The following is a 22,433-nucleotide window of genomic DNA, read 5'->3' as shown; positions in this document are numbered from 1 at the left end:
GGGCTATAGCCAAGCGGTAAGGCAACGGATTTTGATTCCGTCATGCGAAGGTTCGATCCCTTCTAGCCCAGCCATTTGCGGAAGTAGTTCAGTGGTAGAATACAACCTTGCCAAGGTTGGGGTCGCGGGTTCGAATCCCGTCTTCCGCTTAATTATTTTAAACCCTTAGGGGCCTTAGCTCAGCTGGGAGAGCGCCTGCCTTGCACGCAGGAGGTCAGCGGTTCGATCCCGCTAGGCTCCACCATCAACTACATACACCAAAATTTACGTCTTAAGCCAAAATGGTTTAAGACTTTTTTTTGTTTATACGCATTGTTGGGGTAACCAACCCCTAGAAGCTTTTTTTATAGAAAAAGTATGAGATAGGAAAGAGTGGTGTATCTTTATAAATGTAAATGTTTAGTTGAACCACTTATCATATACGATGTAAAATGGTGGAAAGGGGGAGTTGTATGTCTATTCAGAAAATATCCGTCATTGGATTGCCTATGGACCTTGGTCAAGCAAGGCGAGGGGTGGATATGGGACCTAGTGCCATTCGCTGCGCAGGGATTTTCGAGCGTCTTGAACAGTTAAATATCGAAGTAGAGGATTTAGGAGATATCATTGTAGGACGACCTGGAAATGCAAATAAGCCTGGGACAAATCTGAAAAACTTACCGCTTGTTGCAAAGGGGAACACCCTATTAGCAACAAGAGTTGATGAAATAATAGAAGGCGGTTCTTTTCCACTTGTATTGGGTGGAGACCATTCAATTGCTATAGGAACACTGGCAGGAGTCGCAAAGCACTATGAAAATGTAGGTGTGATTTGGTATGACGCACATGGGGATTTAAATACGGAAGATACTTCGCCATCAGGTAATATCCATGGTATGCCGCTTGCTGTCAGTATTGGGCTTGGACATCCCGATCTAATCAATATCCATGGTTCCGCTCCAAAAGTGAAACCAGAAAACATCGTAATCATTGGGGCAAGGTCATTGGATGAAGGGGAAAAGGAACTTATACGTGATAAAGGGATTAAAGTATTTACGATGCATGAAATAGATCGCATGGGAATGACAAGGGTCATGGAAGAGTGCATAGATTATTTAAGCGAAAGAACGGATGGTGTCCACCTTTCATTGGATTTGGATGGAGTTGACCCAGCAGATGCACCTGGAGTGGGGACACCGGTGATTGGTGGCATAAGTTATCGGGAAAGTCATTTGGCCATGGAAATGCTCGCGGAATCCAACTTGATTACATCAGCTGAATTCGTTGAAGTCAACCCCATTTTAGATGAGCGAAATAAAACTGCAATCGTTGCTGTGGCTCTAATGGGTTCGTTATTTGGAGAAAAGTTATTATAACTGAAAAAATAAAAGAAACAGTAACTGGCTTGTAATGGGTTACTGTTTTTTATATGCTAGAAGGCGTAGGCTTATTATCCAGGGTGTATATAACGGAACATATCCATAAATAGATGGTTGCAATCGCATATCCATATTCACTTAAGAGCACGTCGGTCTGGGAGACCTCCATTTTTAGTTAAATGGATGTATTGGTTGATTAAAGAGTCCAGTTTGCTGCTAACTTCAACAACTTCATTATCAACCATCGAAGAACGGGAAGCCAAAATCATCATTTTCTGTCTGTATTGTTCAATATGGTCTAAAATTTGTTCAGCAGTCATGTAGAGATTCACTCCCTTGAATTTCACAATTTCTTACTATATAGCCCTGTTTTTTTTTTCTTAAACATAAAATGTAAAACTTTGTTAAAATTAATGTAATAAATTTTTGAAACCTTTTAGCTTACGATTCGTAATAATCGTATAGCCGCATGAGCGGGGGTAAAACCGGAAAATGGATGCACTCATTAAAGAGAGAATTAATCAAGTATTAAAGGGAGATCATAATGCATTTGGGGAAATTGTCGAAATTTACAAGGACAAAGTTTTCCAGATATGTTTCAGGATGCTCGGAAACAGGCAAGAAGCAGAAGATTTGGCACAAGAGGCCTTTGTAAGGGCCTTCGTGAATATTCGCAGTTTCAATATACAAATGAAATTTTCGACATGGTTATACCGGATTGCTACTAACCTTTGTATTGACCGTCTTCGCAAGAAAAAACCGGATTACTATCTAGATGCAGAGGTGGCAGGAACAGAAGGATTGAATATGTATTCCCATGTTGCATCAGATATGGCGAAACCCGAGGAAGAGGTTGAATCTTTAGAACTACAGGAAACCATTCAAGTTGAAATAATGAAATTACCCGAGAAATACCGATCGGTAATCGTATTGAAGTATATTGAAGAGTTATCTTTAAAGGAAATCAGTGAAATACTCGATTTGCCAGTCGGTACGGTTAAGACGAGAATACATCGTGGTCGGGAAGCCTTGCGTAAACAACTACGCCATTTATAAAAAGAAGGTGAGAAAAATGAACTGCCATGAGGAAATCATTGAATATATGCATGATTATTTAGATGAGGACATCAAACCTGAGCACAAAGAAGTATTACGGGAGCACTTGCATAATTGTGCTGAATGCCGGGATTACTTTCATGAAATGAAAAAGGCGGTCGCGCTTGTACAAAGCACTTCACATATTAAGGCCCCGGATGACTTTACAGCAAAGGTTATGGCTCAATTGCCAAAGGAAACGAAAACAACGGGCGCCAAACGTTGGTTCAAAAGCCATCCCTTCATGACAGCCGCAGCGATGTTCATCTTATTGATGACAGGATCTATTTTTTCCACTTATAATCAGGACGAACATTTTTCAGTGTCAAAGCAGCCTAACTTAGTGGTCGAAGGTGAAACGGTGATTGTGCCTGCAGGTGAGACAATCAAGGGAAATGTGGTAGTTCAAAATGGTAACATTCAAATAGATGGTGAAGTAGAAGGAGATGTTACAGTCATAAATGGACATAAATATATGTCTAAGGCAGGGAATGTGACTGGGAGCATCAATGTTATTGACCAAGCTTTTGAGTGGATGTGGTATAAAGTAAAGGACACTGCAACCTCGTTGGTTCCTGCTAAAGAGGAAAAAAAGGAATAAGCTTTATAAGCTGGGAGAAGGGCATCGTTTTCATATACGGTGACTTCGCTCAGCTTTATTTTTTAAAGGGAAAGGAACCATTTTGCATGATTCGTCCTTACCATGTAAATTTCTCACACTAGTTTTTAGATGTATCATTTAAAAAATGGTATACTATTAAGGTTATTACACAACGATTGTAATTGGTATTTGGAGTAATACTGACTGGAGGAAACAACATGTCTTTATCCAATTTGACTGTTTGGGACTATGTAGTAAATTTCATTGATATTCTCCTTGTATGGTTTGTGATATATAAATTGTTAACTATTATTCGAGGCACGAAGGCTATTCAGCTGCTAAAAGGAATTTTTGTAATTGTCATTGTAAAAAGCTTAAGCAACCTGTTTGGTTTCAATACACTTGGATGGTTAATGGCACAAGTCATGAATTGGGGAGTATTGGCGATTCTTGTCATTTTTCAACCTGAACTGAGAAGGGCACTTGAACAATTAGGACGCGGGAAGCTCTTTGCAAGGGGCACCGTTCCAGAAGAGAACCAGCAAGAGCGTTTAGTCGAAGAAATTCTAAAGGCGTCCACTTATATGGCGAAAAGGCGGATTGGAGCCTTGATTACTATAGAAAAAGGTACGGAGCTTGGAGATTATGTTGAAACGGGGATTCCTCTAAGATCCTATATTTCTTCAGAGCTGCTCATTAATATCTTTATCCCCAATACGCCGCTCCATGATGGCGCAGTTATTTTACAAAATAACCAGGTTGCGGCCGCAGCTTGCTACTTGCCATTATCAGAAAGTCCATTCATATCAAAAGAACTTGGCACGCGGCATAGGGCAGCCATCGGCATGAGTGAAGTTACGGATAGTCTTACGATTGTTGTTTCAGAAGAAACGGGAGGGATATCCGTCACTAAAAACGGCGAGCTTTACCGGGATTTGAATCAAGAATCATTTAGGGCCATGCTTACTAGTGAACTGGTAGTGGAGAACATCAAATCAACTTCCTCAGGCATCTGGAACTGGAGGGGGAAAAAGAATGGATAAGTACACCAATAGCGCTTGGTTTATGAGAATCGTAGCTTTTGCCTTAGCAGTACTTTTGTTCATTTCCATTAACTTTGAGATGGAGTCGGATAAAAAATCCCTTGGTTTATCGACCGCCCCTGAAATCAGTACGGAGACCATCGAAAATGTACCGGTTGAAGTGTACTATGACCGTGAGAATCTAGTGGTGAGCGGAGTCCCTGAAACGGTGGATGTTACTCTAAAGGGAGCAAAAAGTCTATTGATAAATGCGAAAAACCAAAGGGACTTTAAAGTTTATGTGGACCTTTCGGATCCTGAAATCTCAATGGGGAACAGAACTGTCACATTTAAAATAAGTGATTTGAATGAAAGGTTAGTGGCGACGGTCGATCCTGAATATGCGGAAGTCAATGTTCAGGAACGGGTGACGAAGGAATTCCCCGTTGAAGCCGAGTATAACAACTCTTTACTAGAAGAGGGATATACCGCTGACCAGCCAACAGTAAGCCCGAAAACTGTCAAAATAACGGGTGCTAAAGATACGATTGATCAAATTTCCTATGTAAAGGCAAACCTTGAAATAAGTAAGGGACTTAACGAAAATGTGAACGGAAAGGCAACCGTTAAAGCCCTTGACCGGGACTTGAATAAGTTGGACGTGACGATCGAGCCCGCTTCAGTTGCCGTTTCCTTAAAAGTGAGCATTCCTTCCAAGACGGTGCCGATAACCCCGAAGCAAACTGGGAAGGCAAAGGATGGCATCAGGATCAAGAGTATAAGTGTCGATCCAAATGAGGTCACCTTATTCGGGTCAGAAACGAGCCTTGGGAAAATAAGTGAAGTAAATCTTCCTGTAAATATCTCGAAAATTGACGGTGATACAGACCTGGAACTCGATCTTACTAAACCCGAAAGTGTACAAAAAATGTCCTTGGGTAAAGCAAAGGTCAAGATTCGCACAGAGAAAGTGGATGTGGATGCGGATGAAGCGAATGTAGATCCAGTTGAAGAAGAGGAAAAACCGGAAACTGAACAAAAACAAGAAGAAAAGGTAGTCGATAAAGATGAACCGGCTGCCATTGAATCTAAAACATTCAGCAATATAAAAATAGTGCCTGTGGGCATAAAGGATGACCAAGACGCCGAATTGGAAACCGATGTAGCAAGCATCACCTTGCTTGGTGAAGCGGATGACTTGAAGAAAATAACTAAAGAAGACATTAATCTTACAGTAGATGTAAGTAATTTAGATGAAGGTACGCATGATGTAGAACTGATGGTAAACGCGCCTGAGGGAGTGACCTGGGAACTGGATCCTAAAACGACTTCGGTAACCATTACTCAAAAAGACGAAAAAGAGACATGACCTTCCTTTAACATCATTTAATTCAGTAAAGATTCGAAGAAGGAGCGATAAAGATGGGTAAATATTTTGGAACAGACGGAGTTAGGGGTATAGCGAATAGCGAATTAACACCGGAGTTGGCATTTAAACTAGGCCGTTTAGGTGGCTACGTTCTTACTAGAAATACAGAAAAACCCAAAGTGCTGATAGGGCGCGATACACGTATTTCTGGTGAAATGCTGGAAGGTGCACTTGTTGCCGGACTATTATCCATTGGGGCTGAAGTGATGCGCCTGGGTGTAATTTCGACACCGGGAGTTGCATATTTAACAAAGGCTTTAAGTGCTGAAGCAGGTGTCATGATTTCAGCTTCGCATAATCCGGTAGCGGATAATGGCATTAAATTCTTTGGACCGGATGGGTTTAAGCTATCCGATGATCAAGAAGCGGAAATTGAAACACTGTTAGATTTGGAAAAGGATGAACTTCCGCGCCCGGTTGGCGGAGATTTGGGCCATTTGAACGATTATTTCGAAGGAGGGCAAAAGTATCTCCAGTATTTGAAACAATCAGTGGATGAAGACTTTACAGGCATTCATGTTGCGCTTGATTGCGCACATGGGGCGACATCGGCCTTGGCCATGCATTTGTTTGCCGATCTTGATGCAGACATCTCTACAATGGGGGCATCGCCCAATGGATTGAACATTAATGACAAGGTAGGTTCCACACACCCTGAAGCACTTGCTGAATTCTTAAAAGAAAAAGGTGCTGATGTTGGACTTGCTTTTGATGGTGACGGAGACCGCGTCATTGCCATAGATGAAAAAGGAAATATAGTGGACGGCGACCAGATCATGTATATATGTGCGAAATACTTGAAAGAAAATAACCGTCTGAAACAGGGAACAGTGGTTTCTACGATCATGAGCAACCTTGGTTTTTATAAAGGTCTTGAAGAGCATGGTATACAAAGTGCCCAAACGGCAGTGGGGGATCGCTATGTGGTGGAAGAGATGCGAAAAGGCGGCTATAACCTTGGCGGCGAACAATCCGGACATATCATTTTCCTGGACTATAACACGACAGGAGATGGCTTATTGACGGGCTTACAGCTTGTGAACATCATGAGTGACACCCAAAAAACCTTATCGGAACTAGCTGGCGAGATGAAGAAATATCCACAGACACTCATCAATGTCAGAGTTACCGATAAGCACGGTGTAACTGATAATGAAAAGGTACAGGAAGTCATTAAGGCAGTCGAAGGGGAAATGGCAGGAAACGGTCGTATTTTGGTGAGACCATCCGGTACGGAACCGCTAGTCCGTGTAATGGCTGAAGCACCGACTGCTGAGGAATGCACTAATTATGTAGATCGCATCGTCTCAGTTGTTAGAGCGGAAATGGGAATAAACGAATAACAATCCAATCGTATGCATAAAAGGAACAAAATTTCCTTTTATGCATATTTTTATAAAGAAGTTCTTTTTCGTAGGTCAATGTAATAAAGAATTGACCTATGTCCCTTGTTTAAGGTATGATTATCCTGATTTACAACTCATTTTCTGAAAATGGTTGTTTCAAAAAAGGAGGGTAGGCAAGGAGAAACTGATTTACAAAAGCGCCTGAACTAAGTCTGGTCGAAAAAGGCTTAGTTGACGAGGAGGAGGTTTATCGAATGATCGGCGGATACCTCCCGGCTGAAGTGCACAGCCGCAGTAATTCCAATCTTAAAACAGTAGGGCAACTTACTGCACAAAGGATTGGAAATGCACAATGGGAAAAGTGCTTTAGGGCATTTCCTTTATAAAAATATATATCAGAGATGAGGGGGCAGGGATGCCCCCGTGCATTCCTGTTCCCTCGAATCGTTTGGAGGAACAGAAATTATGTGTGGAATTGTTGGATATATTGGACTTAATGATGCGAAGGAAATTTTATTAAAAGGTCTTGAAAAACTTGAATACCGCGGTTATGACTCTTCAGGGATTGCTGTGAGAAATGAAGCAGGCGTGACAATCTTTAAGGAAAAGGGACGAATTGCGGACTTACGCGGAGCCGTGGATGAAAACACTATTGCACATACTGGAATAGGACATACACGCTGGGCGACCCATGGTGTGCCAAGCCGTGATAATGCCCATCCTCACCAAAGTAATTCAGGTCGATTGACTTTAGTTCATAATGGGGTCATTGAAAACTATGCGATTCTAAAACGTGAATATTTGAAGGATGTTGCCTTTAAAAGTGAAACGGATACGGAGGTCATCGTTCAACTCATAGAGAAGTTCGTAAACGATGGTATGGAAGTGGAAGAGGCGTTCCGTCAAACACTCACTCTATTAGAAGGCTCATATGCAATCGCCCTATTGGATGCTGAAAATAATGAAACCATTTTTGTCGCAAAAAATAAAAGCCCGCTGCTAATCGGCGTCGGAAAAGACTTTAACGTTGTCGCTTCGGATGCAATGGCCATGTTGCAAGTCACAGATCAATTCCTTGAACTGATGGATAAGGAAATGGTTATCGTGACAAATGAAAAGGTAACGATCAAGAATCTTTCCAACGAAGAAGTTATGCGTGCTCCATACACTGCTGAACTAGATGCAAGTGATATTGAAAAAGGAACGTATCCTCACTATATGCTCAAAGAAGTCGACGAGCAGCCAGCTGTCATACGTAAAATCATTCAAGCATACCAAAATGAAGAAGGTAAACTTGCAATCGATTATAGCATTACTGAAGCCGTAAGTGAGGCTGACCGTATTTATATCATCGCTTGCGGAACTAGCTATCATGCAGGGTTGATTGGTAAGCAATTCATTGAAAAAATGACGGAAATACCGGTTGAGGTCCATGTGGCATCGGAATTCACTTACAATATGCCGTTATTATCGAAAAAACCGCTATTCATCTTCATTTCACAAAGTGGTGAAACTGCAGATAGCCGTGCCGTGTTAGTGTCCATCAAAGCGCTAGGTCATAAAGCCTTGACCATCACGAACGTACCTGGCTCTACATTGTCACGTGAAGCGGATTATACGCTCTTGCTGCATGCTGGTCCTGAAATTGCCGTTGCCTCAACAAAGGCCTACACAGCTCAAGTGGCGGTCTTGGCCATATTAGCAAATGTAACTGGCCAATTCGGTAACATGGAGTATGATTTCGACCTTGTAAAAGAGCTTGGAATCGTTGCAACGGCAATGGAAGCCCTATGTGATTCGAAAGAAGAGATGGAAGACATCGCCCGTGAATATTTGTCCGTTACAAGAAATGCCTTCTTCATTGGCCGTTCCCTTGACTACTATGTTGTTCTTGAAGGGGCGCTTAAGCTGAAGGAAATTTCATACATTCAGGCGGAAGGCTTTGCTGGCGGCGAGCTTAAACACGGAACGATCGCCTTGATTGAAGAAGGTACACCTGTCATAGCCCTTGCTACTCAGGCAGGCGTCAACTTAAGCATCCGTGGTAATGTGAAGGAAGTGGTTGCCCGCGGCGCCAACCCTTGCATCATTTCCATGAAGGGTCTGGAAGAAGAGGATGACCGTTTCGTCATCCCGGAAGTGAATGAACTATTAACACCCCTTATCTCTGTTATCCCGCTGCAGCTCATTGCTTACTACGCAGCCTTGCACCGCGAATGTGACGTGGATAAACCACGTAATCTTGCGAAAAGTGTAACGGTTGAGTAAGTTTGAATGAATGCAATGTAGATTATAAAAAGTTGCGAAGCTTTACCCCTTTGGCTATGATTAGCCAAAGGGGTATTTTTATGTTTAAAACAACGAGAACCTCTCAAGTTGACAAGTGGATTAGAAGACCGAGGTAATAAGAATCGGTGTGCAGTGTAATGCAATCTATCAAATCCATCAGTAGGTAGTCATGGCATCCATTAGTGCAATGTTAATGATCTTCCTATGGTGCATTGTTGAAAATGAAGTCTTCATAAAATTTTTTTAATTTAGGAGAGAATGACATGGAAGTCTTTGCAGAGTTTTTAACGAATATTGATAACCCGCAACATAGGGAACGAACGGAAGAAGTCCTGGCTTGGGTATCTAAGAAATTTCCAAATCTAATGCCGAAAATTGCGTGGAATCAGCCTATGTTTACCGATCATGACACATATATTATTGGCTTTAGCGTAGCCAAACATCATTTGGCTGTTGCCCCTGAAAAGGCAGGGATCGATCATTTCTCTGATGCAATCGTGCAGGCTGGCTATGATCACACCAAGCAGTTGGTACGTATCAAGTGGGACAGTCCGGTTGATTACTCATTACTTGAGAAAATGATCGAGTATAATATTTTTGATAAGGCAGACTGTTCAACTTTTTGGCGGAAATAAATAAAAATCGGAGGGTGGGCTGAATCTCTATTAAAGTGTCCATTATTCGGGGTTCTGTTCCATATTAGAAGTGAAACGATGTGGTCCTGAGGTTATAAGCTCTCCATAGGCAAAAAGGCATATGCTCCGTCCTTAATGACCTACCTTTACGGTTGCGACTCCATATAGTTTAAGTTCAAAAAAAGCACAAGGAGTTCCAAGTTTGGAACTCTTTGTGCTTTTGTTTTTTGATAAAATCGAGATAACAAATATTACAACCAAACTACTTAAGATATTAAATCAAAAATTCATAAGGGGTATCTAAGGAAAAAATATTAGGTGAGGTGAAGAGATGAAGAAGTTATTATACCTTTTTATATTAATAATTCCTGTATTTTGGTTTGGATTTAATCCCACATCAACCTTTGCAAGTTCTCCAACTGAATTAAAAGAGGAAAGCCAATCAGGTGAGTTTCTGACAGAATATACAACTCTATCAGGCTCTGATGTACTTTTAGGTCAAGAAATACCTATACTTGTAGATGAAAAAACAGGAGAAATCACGAATAATAGAATTGGTATATCTCCTGTGTGTGCTACTTGTAATCGGTATACTTGGAAAACAGCCACAGATAAACGACAATCAAGTGTCTTTCACAAAAAAGTGACTGATACTACAAACTGGAGTCTTAACCTTACCTTCAGGGTGGAGATAGCTGGTAAATTAGTTATTTCTGGTGGCGGAGAAAAGGTATATTCGGCAACGAAAAAATGGAACCAATACAAAGAAACATGGAAATTGACTGGAACTCTAAAAACATATAGTCCAACTGGTAATTTGATAAAAACAGAGCAAAGAAATGCAACTTACATTAAATATAAAAAAATGGCAATAAAATAAGTTGAAAACAGCACAAATATAAACCCTTATTCTAATATGGCTTCTTTGAAATTATTGTATAATAAAGGGGTAAGAATGGATACTGAAATTAAGCAAACACATCGTTTTATATTATACATAACTATACTAATTATGATTATTTTTCCTTTTGTCCAACTTACATTACAAGAACTTTTTTTGCAAATAAACAAACAATTATTTTTCTTTATAAGTAAACTGGTTATTATCTATGTTCTTTTTCTTTTCTTAAAAAAGAAAAAAATAACCTTATCGAGCATTAGGCTTAATAAGGTACATATAAAATATATTCTTCTGGGTATTTTAATGGGGAGTATAGCTCATATGCTAACTGTGTTTTTTGGGAGGAGCCAACATTATCTACTAACGGGCGAATGGCTTACTGCTGAAAAAATTGTTGGTACACTTATGGAGAGTAGTAAAAACATAAGTTTTTACAGCATTATGATGATTGGCTTTTCAGTGGCGATTAGTGAAGAAATTCTTTTTAGGGGTATATTATTAAAACAATATCAGAGAATGAACATAAAATCGGCCATAATTTTAAGTGCTCTTATTTTTAGCATTTATCATATGACGGTAGGAAATTTTGTTTTTGCATTTGTAATGGGTATTTCTCTTGCACTATTATCCATCTATACTGGGAGTATCGTCCCGGCTATCTTTTTTCACTTTTTGGTGAATGAAATAATGAGGATCATCATGCATTTCCCGGATAAGGTTACTGAAACTTATTTTAAGGTAATGGTATCTCCAATTACCACCATAACTGGTTTAATACTTTTTCTATCTATATTGACTTTCTTATTTGTAAAGGTAAGAAAAAATAACCATTTTCAAAGTGGAAAAGTTAAATTCTTTGATGGATATATTATTTTGTTGTTTTTGATGTATGTTATTTTCCTAACATAAATTTTAATCAAAGATAATACAGGTATTATAACGATTTCATTTAAGCGGAATGTCCATATTTATTGCCAACAACAATTTTTCCGGCTTGTTAATCGTTAGGTATCAAATTCGCTTTTTGTACCCAACGTTTATAATATAAGTAATATTAATATGTTTAAATTATCCAATTCCTATTTCGATCTTTTAAGGAAGTTTCTCCGAAATTTCAAACAATCTTTAGTAGAAGTGTTGATATTACAATATAATCATCAACGAACGGGCAGTGTTTTTAAAAATAGCAGGCAGCATTAATGATTAAAAAGGTTTTTAACAATCACAAAACCCTCACGAAACAGGCAGCAGTATCGTAAAGGTCGTTCCTTTTTCGAGTTCACTTTCCACGGATATGGTCCCTTCATGCATCTTTATAATTCTTTTCACGATGGACAGACCTAAGCCGCTGCCGCTTTTTGTACGTTCCCTTGCCAGGTCGGCTTTATAGAATCGCTCGAAAATGTGAAACTGGTCCGTTTCGGATATGCCAATTCCATTGTCGGATATCGTTATAGATGCCAGGTCATCAATCTGCTTTAACCGAATCGTGATTTTTCCACGATGGCGGGTGAATTTGATACTATTGTGTATTAAATTTGTCCATACTTGGCTCATTAAATCCTGGTCTGCAAAAATTCGAATCTTTTCTAAAGCTATATCCAATTCGAGTTCCTTTTCCAACCACGTAGGTTCACAAGCCAAAATAATGGTTCGTATTTGCTGATCCAGCCGGAAATCTGTCCTTTCAAAAGGATGATGCTCGGATTCAAGGGATGTAAGCTTTAGAAGGTTATCACTTAATTTAGATAATCTCCTGCTCTCTGTCTCTATTATATGAAGATAATGATTTCGTTCTTCAGTTGTCAGCTTATTAAATTGAAGAGCTTGGGCAAAACCTACAATGGAGGTTAGGGGCGACTGTATTTCGTGTGAGACGTTAGAGATGAATTCCTGCCGCATTTCTTCCATTTGCTTCAATTGCTTGGCCATGTGATTGAAGTGGTTAATGATATCGGTCATTTCGTTTTTCTTTTCCATTTTAAAATCCAATTGTACATTATAATCGCCATTTGCTATTTTCCTTAAGGCATCTATGATCTCGAGGTAAATATTTACCCGTTTATTGTGATGGATAGCGCGGATAAGATAACCGATGGATATCATGATTGCGATGCTTGTCATGATAGTGGCCAGAAACCGAACATAATCGGGTAACCTTAATGGCAATAGCTGAATGATATAGTAACCGGCCGAAAAGCAAATTGAAATAAACGTAAGAAAAAACAGTATGCCAAGTGTTTGTTTGAAAAATCGATCGCTTCTCATCTCGTTATCTCCAAACGGTAGCCCAATCCCCAACTCGTTTTAATCCGGAAGGGGAATTCCGATTCCGGAAACCGTTCTCTCACTCTTTTAATATGAACATCGACAGTTCGTTCATCACCTTCATAATCATAGCCCCAAATGTCTTCAATAAGATCTTCCCTGGAAAAAGTTTTTCCAGGATAGCTTGCTAATTTAAACAACAATTCGAATTCTTTTAATGGAATTGTATATTCCTGGTCTTTGAATGACATTTCATGCGTGTTGCGATTCATCTTTAATTCGCCGATATTTAATGTTTGTGAAATAGTGATTTTATACCGTTTTAATAATGCTCTTATTCTAAGAACCAATTCGATCGGTTCAAATGGCTTTACAAGATAATCATCTGCCCCAAGACCGAATCCTTTTACTTTTTGTGTTGTTTCCCCTTTTGCAGTCAGCATTAAAATGGGGATATCACTAAATTCCCTTAACTCTTTGCATAATTGCCATCCATCCATGTTAGGCATCATAATGTCGATGACTGCCAAATCTATTTTCACTTTCTCCATTACTTTCAATGCTTGCAGTCCATCCGAGGCTTCATATAAATCAAATCCTTCTTTTCTTAACAACAGGTTTATAAGCTCGCGAATATGTGCATCATCATCGACTATTAATATCTTTGTCATCCTTCTTCCTTCCTTTCGGTGAATTAGGCCAGTTCAAGTTTGTGCAACTGCTGTTGGGCAAATTCGCGATATAATGAATGCGTATTATACAGCTCTTTATGTGTACCGCTACCTGTTATTCTCCCTTTTTCCAGGAAGATGATTTGATCTGAACCGATAACGGTCGATAGGCGGTGGGCGATAACTATTGTTGTTCGGCCTTTCATTAAATCATTCAATGCCTGTTGAACGACATTTTCCGATTTGCTGTCTAGGCTGGAGGTGGCTTCATCAAGCATTAATATTTTAGGGTTTCTTAAAAATGCACGAGCGATTGCAATTCTTTGCCTTTGACCGCCTGATAATTTCATGCCCCTTTCACCAACCTCTGTATCAAATCCGTTGGGAAGCTCGGAAATAAACTGATCTGCATACGCCATTTTAGCGACTTGATTTAATTCCTCATCCGTTATATCCTGATACATTCCATAACAAATATTATCTCGAATTGTGCCTGATACAATTGGACTTTCTTGTGAAACATAACCAATCTGGCTTCTCCATGAAAGGAGCGTGAAATCATTTATGGACTTCCCGCCTATGGCAATGGAGCCTTGCTGTGGTTTGTAGAAACGCTCGAATAAAGAGAAAAGTGTCGTTTTTCCGCTGCCGCTTGGTCCGACAATTGCAGTGACCTTACCAGCTTCAACGTTAAAGCTTATATCTTTAAGTACCTGTTCTCCATTATTATAACTATAGTTCAGGTTCTCCACGCTGATTGATTGACTTATATTTTGAACTGGCTGCATCGCATCTTCTTCTTCAACTGAATCCAGAATGGAAATGATGCGCTCTGTGGCACCCGTTGCTTTTTGGAATTGTGTAAAGAAACTGGCTAATTGAGCCATGGGCATGATAATTTGAAAAAGATACATAATGAATGCAACCAAAGCTCCAGCTGTCAGGGCTCCTGAAGAAACTCGCATTCCCCCATAACCTAAAATCAGCACGAGTAATGCCATCATGACAAAACTCATTAGCGGCGCAATCAAAGCTTGGATTTTTGCCTCCTTTAATCCGAAATGAAATAATTTATGGATTCCTTTTTTGCCATTTTGATATTCCAAAGCTTCTGCATTCGATGCTTTAACAAGGCGTATTTCCGTTAGCACCTGCTGAAGGACTGAGGTGAAGCTTGCTGTCTCATCCTGCATCCCTTTTGAAATTTTATGCATTTTTTTCCCTAGTGGCATTAATATCAAAACAGAGAGTGGGATGGCAATGAACATCAACAATGTCATTTTCCAATCCAGTACAAATAACACGATCATGGAGCCAACGATGGAAATAATGCCTGTAACGAAATTAGAGAGGTGTTCAGAGATTAATCCCTTCACTACAGTTGTATCATTTGTCATGCGACTGACCGTTTCACCCGATGGATGCTCATCAAAATAACTCACGGGTAATACGAGTAATTTTTTCCATAGTTGATCGCGGATACCCGCCACTACAGATTGACCGATTCGATTTAATAAATAGATGGAAAATCCACTGGCCAATGCTTGAACAATGATGGCAAGAACGAGAAGTGTGATCCTTTCAGTGCTTAGTGAACTGATTGAAAAATCATTAATTAGATTTTTTGTGAATAAAGGGACTAATAAACCTACACCTGTTGTACCTAGGCTTAATGCTAATGCAATCCCTATCATTAGTTTAGAAGGCTTCGTTTGATGAACTAACCGAATGAACTGGCGCCATCCTTTTTGTTTTTTCTCTTCTGACATATGTTAATACATCCTTTCTTGATCTTCATAGGGCAAGTATATAAAAAAGTTATGAATTGAATATGAACTCCTAAGTATTTTTCTATTTAGTCTTAGTTATTCCACGAAATTACTGGTGAACTTTTTCTGAATGATAAATTTGAAAAAATATGGCGGACACTTAAAATAGTGTCGGCCTTTTTTAATGAAGATTCAAGAAAATTAAATATTCGATGGTATGTGTAAGGACCTCAAGGCTAGATCTGATGGGATAGGTAAAAAGATATATTGATATCTTGATTTTTAATGCATTTTTAATAATAAATACCTACATAAGCTAAATACTTACCGCTTTTAACCGATTAAATATGGAGATACAAAAAACAGATAAGTTAGGTGAAAAGAATGATTATTTTGAATGAGTCCATTGTGTCGCCAATTCTTCTAAAGGTGTTAGAGAAACAGCAAATTCCAGTACTGGAACAAGGGCAATGGGGAGACACTTTAACATCGGAAAAGCTAAACATTCAAAAAGATACAGAATTTTTCAATTCCATGGAAAAGGAAAAAAGAATTCTTACAAACTCTGAAAATGGCATAACAGTATTAGGTCATTTTCAACCAAATAGCAATGAATACATTTGGTCAAAGTTATTGAAGGATAAGAGTCAGGTACGAAATTTGACGAAATCTTTATATCCTGATTTCTATTTCCAAGATATCGATTTATCCATAATAAGTGACCTGGATAAAAATCAAATACCGTATCCAGTGGTTATCAAACCCAATATTGGCTATTCAAGTGTAGGGGTGCACAAAGTCAAGAATGAGCAGGATTGGGAAATAGCCGTGAACCAGCTTAAAGCGGATTTACTTCATTCGGGTGGATTATATGATTCAGAAGTGGTCGATTCCCAGACCGTTTTAATAGAAGAGTGGATTCAGGGTGAAGAGTATGCCATTGATGGTTATTACAATCAAGATGGTGAACCGGTCATTTTGAATGTCTTCAAACGATTATTCAAGGATGATTACGATACTTCCGATCGAATTTATTATACTTCGAAGTTGGCCATCAATGAAATCTATCATGATGCACTAAAGTTCATGAAGAATATCCAAACGATCCTTCCACTTAGGAATTATCCTATACACTTTGAAATTCGCAAAAAGGGAGACCACGTGATACCCATCGAAATCAATCCCCTGCGTTTTGCTGGGGCGGGTACAACGGATCTAGGTTACCATGCCTATGGAATGAATCTGTATGAGCACTATTTTTCAGGAACGAAACCCGATTGGAATCGGATATTGGAAGAGATGGACGATCATATATATAGCTTTTTCTTTGCAGAGGTTCCACTGGAAATAAATCTGGAGGATGTTTCATGTATTGATCATGATGGACTTCGTCATGAATTCGAACATGTATTGGAATATAGACATCTTCCTTTCCAAAATGACCGGAGCATGGCAATCATCTTTTATAGAAGTGAGGATTTGAATAAAAATCTCCAATTGCTTCATTTGGACTTAATACCATATTTGACTATAAAACACCTGGTTTTAATCTAAGGGGGGCACGGAAATGAAATTTTCAAAGCTAAATCCTAAAAAATCTTTGCTGGCAAAACTATTCTTGTTTTATATTATTCCATTCGTACTTTTCGCAGGGGTCATGGGCCTTTGCTTTTCTTATATTACTAATAAAATGATCAATGAGAATGTCCTTCCGCAATTCGATGAGCGTCTTTCTGAAAATGCCCACAGCTTAGCAGCAAGCCTCAATCCCACTGTGATAAACAATGCTTCGGTGCGGGGAGAAGAGATTAAGCGGAAATTAGATGCCTTTGTTGAAGATAAAAAGGGCATTGAATATGTTTATGTACTGAAGCGGGAGAATGATGCCGAAATGATTGTAGCCCTGAACGGCAGCGAGGACTTCATGGTGGAATCCCCTTTCACGCCGGAACAGGCAAAATCGATAAATGGAAACCAAGGCGTATTAAGTAAAATATATAAAGATAAATGGGGTACACACAAGTCATACTTTACGCCAATCAAGGGAACGGACGCGATTGTCGGAATCGATATGGATGCAAAATTCATTGATGAATTGAAAAGCACAATGATATTCTATAATATCTTATTTCTTGCAAGTGTCATTATATTAGGCGTGCTATGCGCCGTTGTCATCGGTAAAAAGATCTCGGGACCCGTCAATGAGCTTGTTGGTTACACGAATGAAATGGCAGAAGGAGACTTAAGTAAATCGATGCCCATTGGCAGACAGGATGAGATTGGCGATCTGTCATATGGATTCGAAGAAATGAGATTAAGTTTGTCCCATATAATTCAGAATGTCCGTGAACATGCTCAAAAGATGAATCAAACGACAGTGTCCATTCACCAATCCTTTGAAGAGATGGTGGAATCCTATGGCCAGATAGTAACGGGGACAACGGAAGAGGCAAAAGCTTCAGAAGAACGTGCCCATCATATTGACCGAATTTCCAATATGATCAGTGACTTAACGGATACAATCCGTTTAATGAGCGAGCAAACGAATAAAATGAATGAATTTACCATGCATGCGAATACACTTGCAGAACAAGGAAGTAAACAAGTGCAGGATGTAACGAGCCAGATGGATAAAATCTTGGAAAATGGCCAAGCGAATAAAGTCAATTTGGTGAGCCTGGAAGAGGATGTAGTGAAGATAAATGAAGTGATAGGTTTAATAAGGGTCATTGCTTCTCAAACGAACCTGCTATCACTTAATGCTTCCATAGAAGCGGCACGGGCGGGGGAGGCCGGCAGAGGTTTTGCTGTAGTCGCTCAAGAGGTGCAAAAATTGGCTGTGCAAACAGATGAATCCATTGATATCATTTCAGAATCGATCATGCGGATTAATGAACAAACAGCCAAAGTCATCCAAAATAACGATGGAAGTTTCCAGGATATATTAAATGGTGTTTCCTTAGTGGAAAACAATGGCGAGATTTTCAATAAGATATTCGAATCCGTAGAGAAATTGTTGGAAGGCACAGAACAATTAGCGACCCATTCGAAAAAAATCAACGAGTCCTCGGATGAAAGCCTAGCATCCATTCAGGAAATAGCAGCGATTTCAGAAGAGGGAGTCGCAACAACGGAGCAAATCTCTGCGGCTGCCATTCAACAAAGCTCCATAATGACTGGATTGAAAGAGCAAAACGAAGAGTTAGCAAACGAAGCGGCCATATTAGAAGAGATGGTAGAAAAGTTTATTACGAAAAAATAATTTTTTACATCCCTTAAGCTTTGTTTACGGGATGTTTTTGTTTGTGGAAATGCATGTGAGATGTCATCTGGGCCAGTAAGCTATAACACATAGAGTCCATTCATGCTTATTTGATGAATTTAAAGAGTATTAAAAATTGCTTGAAAAAAGTTTGCCCAAACTATTTGCAATCGCTGCCATTTAATGTTATGCTTAGTCTTAATTATTTTTGTTCGGTACTAAGGATACTAAAAGTACTACTTTTCGTTTTCGATGATGACTTAGAGCAAGGATAGTAATACAATGTGCTTAAATGCACTAGGAGGCAACAACAATGGAACAAGGTAAAGTGAAATGGTTTAACGCAGAAAAAGGTTTTGGATTCATCGAACGCGAAAACGGAGACGACGTATTCGTACATTTCTCAGCTATCCAAAGCGAAGGTTTCAAATCTTTAGACGAAGGCCAAGAAGTTACTTTTGAAGTAGAACAAGGTCAACGTGGACCTCAAGCTTCTAACGTTCAAAAAGCATAATTTCAAAAACAAATAAAGACAGATCCTAGTTATAGGGTCTGTCTTTTTTGTTTTGTGAAAATACATAACAAAAAACCCTGCTCAACGATGAGCAGGGTAAATGGTACAAGTAAAGTAAAACGCTTAAAAAGGTTTGACTAAGTATATCATAGTTCTTCAAGAAAATACTAAATTAAATATATTATACTTATCAAGGTACGGATAGGGAATTACTGAAATCATTGGATTGAAGGGGCGTGAAGGACTTCTTTTTTTTTCACTGGCAGATAAAAGTTTCGGTTCACGCGATTCGAGAAGGATGGGTTCCTGGAAAGAGGACAGGCGGATATTCTGGGGCCTGTCTTTTTTTGTTCAGCAACATTCTAGGGGGGCGAGAAAAATCGTGGATGTGAAACAAAAAAGTGATACCCACATATAAAGACATATAGGGTACTTTCACTATGCCGTTTGGAGGAAGGGGAAAGATTCTTAAACATTCCAATATGGATTTGAATATTCGGGGAATTATGTTATATTATAATCAAACGCAGATTTGAATGAGGGTGTGAGAAGATGACGGAACTGAAAGATGTATGTGATGTCCACCTGCATGATGAAATGAAGGTTAATCGCATACAAGAAGAGATGAGCCAGGTGAATATATCCAGCATGTCGAAGCTGTTTAAAGTGATAGGTGATGAAAATAGGGCGAAGATAGCTTATGCGCTCTGTACGGACGAGGAATTGTGTGTGTGCGATCTGGCCAATATCATTGGTGCTTCGATGGCGACAACGTCACATCATCTTCGTACACTTTATAAACATGCAATCGTAAAATACCGAAAAGAAGGAAAGTTAGCTTTTTATTCTTTGGATGATCACCATATAAAGCAATTGATTCTCATTGCATTAGAACATCAGCAGGAGGTAAAGGTCGATGGCTGAGTCCCCATTAAAAACGTATCGTATTCAGGGTCTATCCTGCACGAATTGTGCTGCTAAATTTGAAAACAATGTCCGTGATCTGGAGGGTGTGAAGGAAGCCAAAATTAACTTTGGTGCTTCAAAAATTTCTATACAGGGAAGCGCGACAATTGAAGAGATTGAAAAGGCGGGGGCATTTGATAACCTGAGAATCCGGGATGAACAGGAACAGGTGACGCAAAGGGAACCAATTTGGAAGCAAAAAGAAAATATTAAAGTGGTGTTCTCGGTTATCCTTCTGCTAATCAGTTGGATATTGGATAAGCAATATGTTGATGGAGGCACCATACCGATAATCGGTTATGCGGCTGCAATCATAGTTGGAGGATATTCATTATTTTTCAATGGGGTGAAAAATCTTGCCAGACTTCGTTTTGATATGCACACCCTTATGACGGTTGCCATCATCGGAGCGGCCGTGCTGGGTGAATGGGGCGAGGGGGCAACTGTCGTCATTCTATTTGCAATAAGTGAAGCGCTGGAAAAATATTCAATGGATAAAGCACGTAATTCCATAGAATCCTTAATGAATATCGCACCTAAAGAAGCCTTGATCCTAAGAGGGCATCACGAAATGATGGTTGCTGTTGGTGAGATTGAAGTAGGCGATATCATGATCGTTAAACCCGGCCAAAAGATTGCCATGGATGGCAGGATCATGAAAGGGGCCTCGACACTTAATCAAGCAGCCATTACAGGGGAATCCGAGCCGGTTTTCAAAACGGTTGAGGGTGAAGTATTTGCTGGAACCTTAAATGGGGAAGGGCTGCTCGAAGTGGAGGTCACGAAGCGGGTCGAGGATACGACGATTGCAAAAATCATCCACCTTGTTGAAGAAGCACAGGCAGAAAAGGCCCCTTCCCAAGCTTTCGTGGATAAGTTCGCAAAATTTTATACGCCGGCTATTATGCTCATTGCCTTGGTCATTGCCGTGTTACCCCCGCTTGTGAACAATGGAGATTGGAGTGAATGGATTTACCGGGGATTGGCTGTACTGGTTGTCGGTTGTCCATGTGCTTTGGTCATTTCAACGCCCATCGCCATTGTGACAGCAATAGGAAATGCTGCTAAACATGGTGTGCTGATTAAAGGCGGGGTCCATTTGGAGGAAGCAGGAGCCTTAAAGGCGATTGCGTTTGATAAAACGGGTACTTTAACAAAGGGTGTACCTGAAGTGACTGATTTCACAGTATTGTCTGATGTGTTGAATGAACAGGACGTGCTAGCGATCGCTGCCGCTTTAGAAAGCAGATCACAGCACCCCCTTGCCACGGCCATTCTTCAAAAGGCGGAAAACCATGACGTGGACTATCATTCTTTATTGGTCGAGGATTTTACAGCAATCACCGGTAAAGGTATAAAAGGGAAAATTAATCAAGAAATCTATTACATTGGTAAACCCCATCTTCTTGAAGAAGTGGCAGGTATAGTTTTCCCTAATGATGTCCTAAAACTGATCAGCGGCTTTCAAAATGCAGGGAAAACAGTGATGGTGCTAGGCGATCAAATGAAGCTCCTGGCACTCATTGCGGTGGCTGATGAAATAAGGGAAAGCAGTAAGGAAGCAATTCGGAAACTGCATGCATTGGGCATTGAAAAAACGATAATGCTGACCGGGGATAATATCGGAACAGCAAAAGTAATTGGAGCTGCAGCTGGGGTTCAGGAAATTGAGGCGGAGCTATTGCCACAAGATAAACTGACCATCATCAAACAATGGAAACAAAAATATGATCGAGTGGCCATGGTGGGCGATGGTGTCAATGATGCGCCTGCCTTGGCAGCTTCCACGGTAGGGATTGCGATGGGCGGGGCAGGTACTGATACGGCCCTTGAAACAGCAGACATTGCCTTAATGGGTGATGACTTATCGAAGCTGCCTTATACAATCCGCTTAAGTCGCAAAACTTTAAAAATCATTAAGCAGAACATCACGTTTTCGTTGGTGATTAAAATCCTGGCCTTATTATTGATAGCGCCGGGCTGGTTAACACTTTGGATGGCGATTTTTGCCGATATGGGTGCAACATTATTAGTTACATTGAACAGCCTAAGATTACTGAGAATAAAAGAATAAAAGAATAAAAGAATAAAAGAATATGGGCTCCCTGGTGCATTTTAAGGTGCTGGGGAGCCTTTGTTATGCACTTTCCGATTGTTTCATGTGAAACTTGGAAAATATGCATCCATATTCCTTTGGAAACGTAAATAGATTTGAACAGGGAAAGTGTTAACGGTGTTCCAAGGGAAATCATGTTAGTCAACCAAAGTAATAATATCAATAGGATATATAGCATGATAGGTCATATT

20 protein-coding genes and 2 tRNA genes are annotated in these 22,433 nt (G+C 39.8%); 18 read left to right on the top strand and 4 right to left on the bottom strand.

Features of this window, described 5'->3' with window-relative positions; all coding sequences use genetic code 11:
* Positions 1 to 77 precede the first annotated feature (77 nt).
* From ACFX4X_RS16150 to rocF, 3 genes are all read left to right on the top strand, one after another.
* A tRNA-Gly gene (locus ACFX4X_RS16150) sits at positions 78 to 149 on the top strand.
* 19 nt (positions 150 to 168) lie between these two features.
* Positions 169 to 244: transfer RNA gene (locus ACFX4X_RS16145), tRNA-Ala, on the top strand.
* A 208-nt stretch (positions 245 to 452) separates the two neighbouring features.
* Positions 453 to 1,355, top strand: a complete 903-nt coding sequence (gene rocF, locus ACFX4X_RS16140; protein ID WP_377384778.1) for an arginase — start codon at positions 453 to 455, stop codon at positions 1,353 to 1,355.
* A gap of 137 nt (positions 1,356 to 1,492) precedes the next feature.
* Here the strand turns inward: rocF and ACFX4X_RS16135 are convergent, their stop codons facing one another.
* A complete protein-coding gene (locus ACFX4X_RS16135) occupies positions 1,493 to 1,678 on the bottom strand; it encodes an aspartyl-phosphate phosphatase Spo0E family protein (RefSeq protein WP_089363892.1) in 186 nt (61 codons plus the stop codon).
* Positions 1,679 to 1,850: 172 nt separating this feature from the next.
* Here ACFX4X_RS16135 and sigW point away from each other — a divergent pair, with 172 nt between their 5' ends.
* The 10 genes from sigW (at position 1,851) to ACFX4X_RS16085 (ending at position 11,585) form a co-directional block, all read left to right on the top strand.
* Complete coding sequence (gene sigW, locus ACFX4X_RS16130) at positions 1,851 to 2,414, top strand: RNA polymerase sigma factor SigW (protein WP_089363893.1); 564 nt, start codon at positions 1,851 to 1,853, stop codon at positions 2,412 to 2,414.
* A gap of 16 nt (positions 2,415 to 2,430) precedes the next feature.
* A complete protein-coding gene (locus ACFX4X_RS16125; RefSeq protein ID WP_284469077.1) occupies positions 2,431 to 3,054 on the top strand; it encodes an anti-sigma factor family protein in 624 nt (207 codons plus the stop codon).
* 218 nt (positions 3,055 to 3,272) lie between these two features.
* Entirely contained in the window at positions 3,273 to 4,097 is an 825-nt protein-coding gene (gene cdaA / locus ACFX4X_RS16120) for a diadenylate cyclase CdaA (protein WP_061440410.1), read from the top strand.
* Complete coding sequence (locus ACFX4X_RS16115; protein ID WP_377384775.1) at positions 4,090 to 5,445, top strand: CdaR family protein; 1,356 nt, start codon at positions 4,090 to 4,092, stop codon at positions 5,443 to 5,445. The genes cdaA and ACFX4X_RS16115 overlap by 8 nt, the downstream gene beginning before the upstream one ends.
* A 53-nt stretch (positions 5,446 to 5,498) precedes the next feature.
* Positions 5,499 to 6,848 carry a phosphoglucosamine mutase gene (glmM, locus tag ACFX4X_RS16110; RefSeq protein ID WP_284469075.1) on the top strand — a complete coding sequence of 450 codons (1,350 nt, stop codon included), beginning with the start codon at positions 5,499 to 5,501 and terminating at the stop codon, positions 6,846 to 6,848.
* A 257-nt stretch (positions 6,849 to 7,105) separates the two neighbouring features.
* Positions 7,106 to 7,237: a hypothetical protein gene (locus tag ACFX4X_RS16105; RefSeq protein ID WP_284469074.1), complete on the top strand. Its 132-nt coding sequence runs from the start codon at positions 7,106 to 7,108 to the stop codon at positions 7,235 to 7,237.
* Positions 7,238 to 7,316: 79 nt separating this feature from the next.
* A complete protein-coding gene (gene glmS, locus ACFX4X_RS16100) occupies positions 7,317 to 9,119 on the top strand; it encodes a glutamine--fructose-6-phosphate transaminase (isomerizing) (protein ID WP_377384773.1) in 1,803 nt (600 codons plus the stop codon).
* Between the two features lie 284 nt (positions 9,120 to 9,403).
* The gene (locus tag ACFX4X_RS16095) at positions 9,404 to 9,775 is read left to right on the top strand and encodes an iron chaperone (RefSeq protein WP_377384771.1); all 372 of its coding nucleotides are present in this window, start codon (positions 9,404 to 9,406) and stop codon (positions 9,773 to 9,775) included.
* Positions 9,776 to 10,106: 331 nt separating this feature from the next.
* Complete coding sequence (locus ACFX4X_RS16090) at positions 10,107 to 10,655, top strand: hypothetical protein (RefSeq protein ID WP_377384769.1); 549 nt, start codon at positions 10,107 to 10,109, stop codon at positions 10,653 to 10,655.
* A 75-nt stretch (positions 10,656 to 10,730) separates the two neighbouring features.
* Positions 10,731 to 11,585, top strand: a complete 855-nt coding sequence (locus tag ACFX4X_RS16085) for a CPBP family intramembrane glutamic endopeptidase (RefSeq protein WP_377384767.1) — start codon at positions 10,731 to 10,733, stop codon at positions 11,583 to 11,585.
* A gap of 324 nt (positions 11,586 to 11,909) precedes the next feature.
* Here ACFX4X_RS16085 and ACFX4X_RS16080 read toward each other — a convergent pair whose 3' ends face one another.
* The 3 genes from ACFX4X_RS16080 to ACFX4X_RS16070 are packed head-to-tail and all read right to left on the bottom strand — an operon-like array spanning position 11,910 to position 15,384.
* Entirely contained in the window at positions 11,910 to 12,944 is a 1,035-nt protein-coding gene (locus tag ACFX4X_RS16080; protein WP_284469070.1) for a sensor histidine kinase, read from the bottom strand.
* Positions 12,941 to 13,615: a response regulator transcription factor gene (locus ACFX4X_RS16075; RefSeq protein ID WP_284469069.1), complete on the bottom strand. Its 675-nt coding sequence runs from the start codon at positions 13,613 to 13,615 to the stop codon at positions 12,941 to 12,943. Before ACFX4X_RS16075 ends, ACFX4X_RS16080 begins: the two co-directional genes overlap by 4 nt.
* A gap of 23 nt (positions 13,616 to 13,638) precedes the next feature.
* Positions 13,639 to 15,384 carry an ABC transporter ATP-binding protein gene (locus ACFX4X_RS16070; RefSeq protein WP_377384764.1) on the bottom strand — a complete coding sequence of 582 codons (1,746 nt, stop codon included), beginning with the start codon at positions 15,382 to 15,384 and terminating at the stop codon, positions 13,639 to 13,641.
* Between the two features lie 384 nt (positions 15,385 to 15,768).
* Here ACFX4X_RS16070 and ACFX4X_RS16065 point away from each other — a divergent pair, with 384 nt between their 5' ends.
* The 5 genes from ACFX4X_RS16065 to ACFX4X_RS16045 all read left to right on the top strand — a co-directional run bounded on the left by ACFX4X_RS16065 (position 15,769) and on the right by ACFX4X_RS16045 (position 22,200).
* Complete coding sequence (locus ACFX4X_RS16065; protein WP_377384763.1) at positions 15,769 to 16,938, top strand: ATP-grasp domain-containing protein; 1,170 nt, start codon at positions 15,769 to 15,771, stop codon at positions 16,936 to 16,938.
* Between the two features lie 13 nt (positions 16,939 to 16,951).
* Positions 16,952 to 18,646 (top strand): methyl-accepting chemotaxis protein, encoded by a 1,695-nt coding sequence (locus ACFX4X_RS16060; RefSeq protein ID WP_377384761.1) that lies wholly within the window; start codon positions 16,952 to 16,954, stop codon positions 18,644 to 18,646.
* A 313-nt stretch (positions 18,647 to 18,959) separates the two neighbouring features.
* Positions 18,960 to 19,160, top strand: a complete 201-nt coding sequence (locus ACFX4X_RS16055; RefSeq protein ID WP_034304915.1) for a cold-shock protein — start codon at positions 18,960 to 18,962, stop codon at positions 19,158 to 19,160.
* 552 nt (positions 19,161 to 19,712) lie between these two features.
* Entirely contained in the window at positions 19,713 to 20,084 is a 372-nt protein-coding gene (locus tag ACFX4X_RS16050; protein WP_284469065.1) for an ArsR/SmtB family transcription factor, read from the top strand.
* On the top strand, positions 20,077 to 22,200 hold the full coding sequence (locus tag ACFX4X_RS16045; RefSeq protein WP_284469064.1) for a heavy metal translocating P-type ATPase: 2,124 nt from the start codon (positions 20,077 to 20,079) through the stop codon (positions 22,198 to 22,200). Before ACFX4X_RS16050 ends, ACFX4X_RS16045 begins: the two co-directional genes overlap by 8 nt.
* Positions 22,201 to 22,433: the final 233 nt, after the last annotated feature.

Origin of the sequence: Peribacillus sp. YIM B13481, assembly GCF_042787985.1 — a bacterium.
GTDB lineage: Bacteria > Bacillota > Bacilli > Bacillales > DSM-1321 > Peribacillus > Peribacillus simplex_A.
The sequence above is the reverse complement of the archived record's forward strand: the minus strand, read 5'-3'. Positions and strand labels throughout refer to the sequence as shown.

Coding starts and splice junctions, on each gene's coding strand:
- rocF (WP_377384778.1), top strand. CDS start 453: ATGTCTATTCAGAAAATATCCGTCATTGGATTGCCTATGGACCTTGGT.
- ACFX4X_RS16135 (WP_089363892.1), bottom strand. CDS start 1,678: ATGACTGCTGAACAAATTTTAGACCATATTGAACAATACAGACAGAAA.
- sigW (WP_089363893.1), top strand. CDS start 1,851: ATGGATGCACTCATTAAAGAGAGAATTAATCAAGTATTAAAGGGAGAT.
- ACFX4X_RS16125 (WP_284469077.1), top strand. CDS start 2,431: ATGAACTGCCATGAGGAAATCATTGAATATATGCATGATTATTTAGAT.
- cdaA (WP_061440410.1), top strand. CDS start 3,273: ATGTCTTTATCCAATTTGACTGTTTGGGACTATGTAGTAAATTTCATT.
- ACFX4X_RS16115 (WP_377384775.1), top strand. CDS start 4,090: ATGGATAAGTACACCAATAGCGCTTGGTTTATGAGAATCGTAGCTTTT.
- glmM (WP_284469075.1), top strand. CDS start 5,499: ATGGGTAAATATTTTGGAACAGACGGAGTTAGGGGTATAGCGAATAGC.
- ACFX4X_RS16105 (WP_284469074.1), top strand. CDS start 7,106: ATGATCGGCGGATACCTCCCGGCTGAAGTGCACAGCCGCAGTAATTCC.
- glmS (WP_377384773.1), top strand. CDS start 7,317: ATGTGTGGAATTGTTGGATATATTGGACTTAATGATGCGAAGGAAATT.
- ACFX4X_RS16095 (WP_377384771.1), top strand. CDS start 9,404: ATGGAAGTCTTTGCAGAGTTTTTAACGAATATTGATAACCCGCAACAT.
- ACFX4X_RS16090 (WP_377384769.1), top strand. CDS start 10,107: ATGAAGAAGTTATTATACCTTTTTATATTAATAATTCCTGTATTTTGG.
- ACFX4X_RS16085 (WP_377384767.1), top strand. CDS start 10,731: ATGGATACTGAAATTAAGCAAACACATCGTTTTATATTATACATAACT.
- ACFX4X_RS16080 (WP_284469070.1), bottom strand. CDS start 12,944: ATGAGAAGCGATCGATTTTTCAAACAAACACTTGGCATACTGTTTTTT.
- ACFX4X_RS16075 (WP_284469069.1), bottom strand. CDS start 13,615: ATGACAAAGATATTAATAGTCGATGATGATGCACATATTCGCGAGCTT.
- ACFX4X_RS16070 (WP_377384764.1), bottom strand. CDS start 15,384: ATGTCAGAAGAGAAAAAACAAAAAGGATGGCGCCAGTTCATTCGGTTA.
- ACFX4X_RS16065 (WP_377384763.1), top strand. CDS start 15,769: ATGATTATTTTGAATGAGTCCATTGTGTCGCCAATTCTTCTAAAGGTG.
- ACFX4X_RS16060 (WP_377384761.1), top strand. CDS start 16,952: ATGAAATTTTCAAAGCTAAATCCTAAAAAATCTTTGCTGGCAAAACTA.
- ACFX4X_RS16055 (WP_034304915.1), top strand. CDS start 18,960: ATGGAACAAGGTAAAGTGAAATGGTTTAACGCAGAAAAAGGTTTTGGA.
- ACFX4X_RS16050 (WP_284469065.1), top strand. CDS start 19,713: ATGACGGAACTGAAAGATGTATGTGATGTCCACCTGCATGATGAAATG.
- ACFX4X_RS16045 (WP_284469064.1), top strand. CDS start 20,077: ATGGCTGAGTCCCCATTAAAAACGTATCGTATTCAGGGTCTATCCTGC.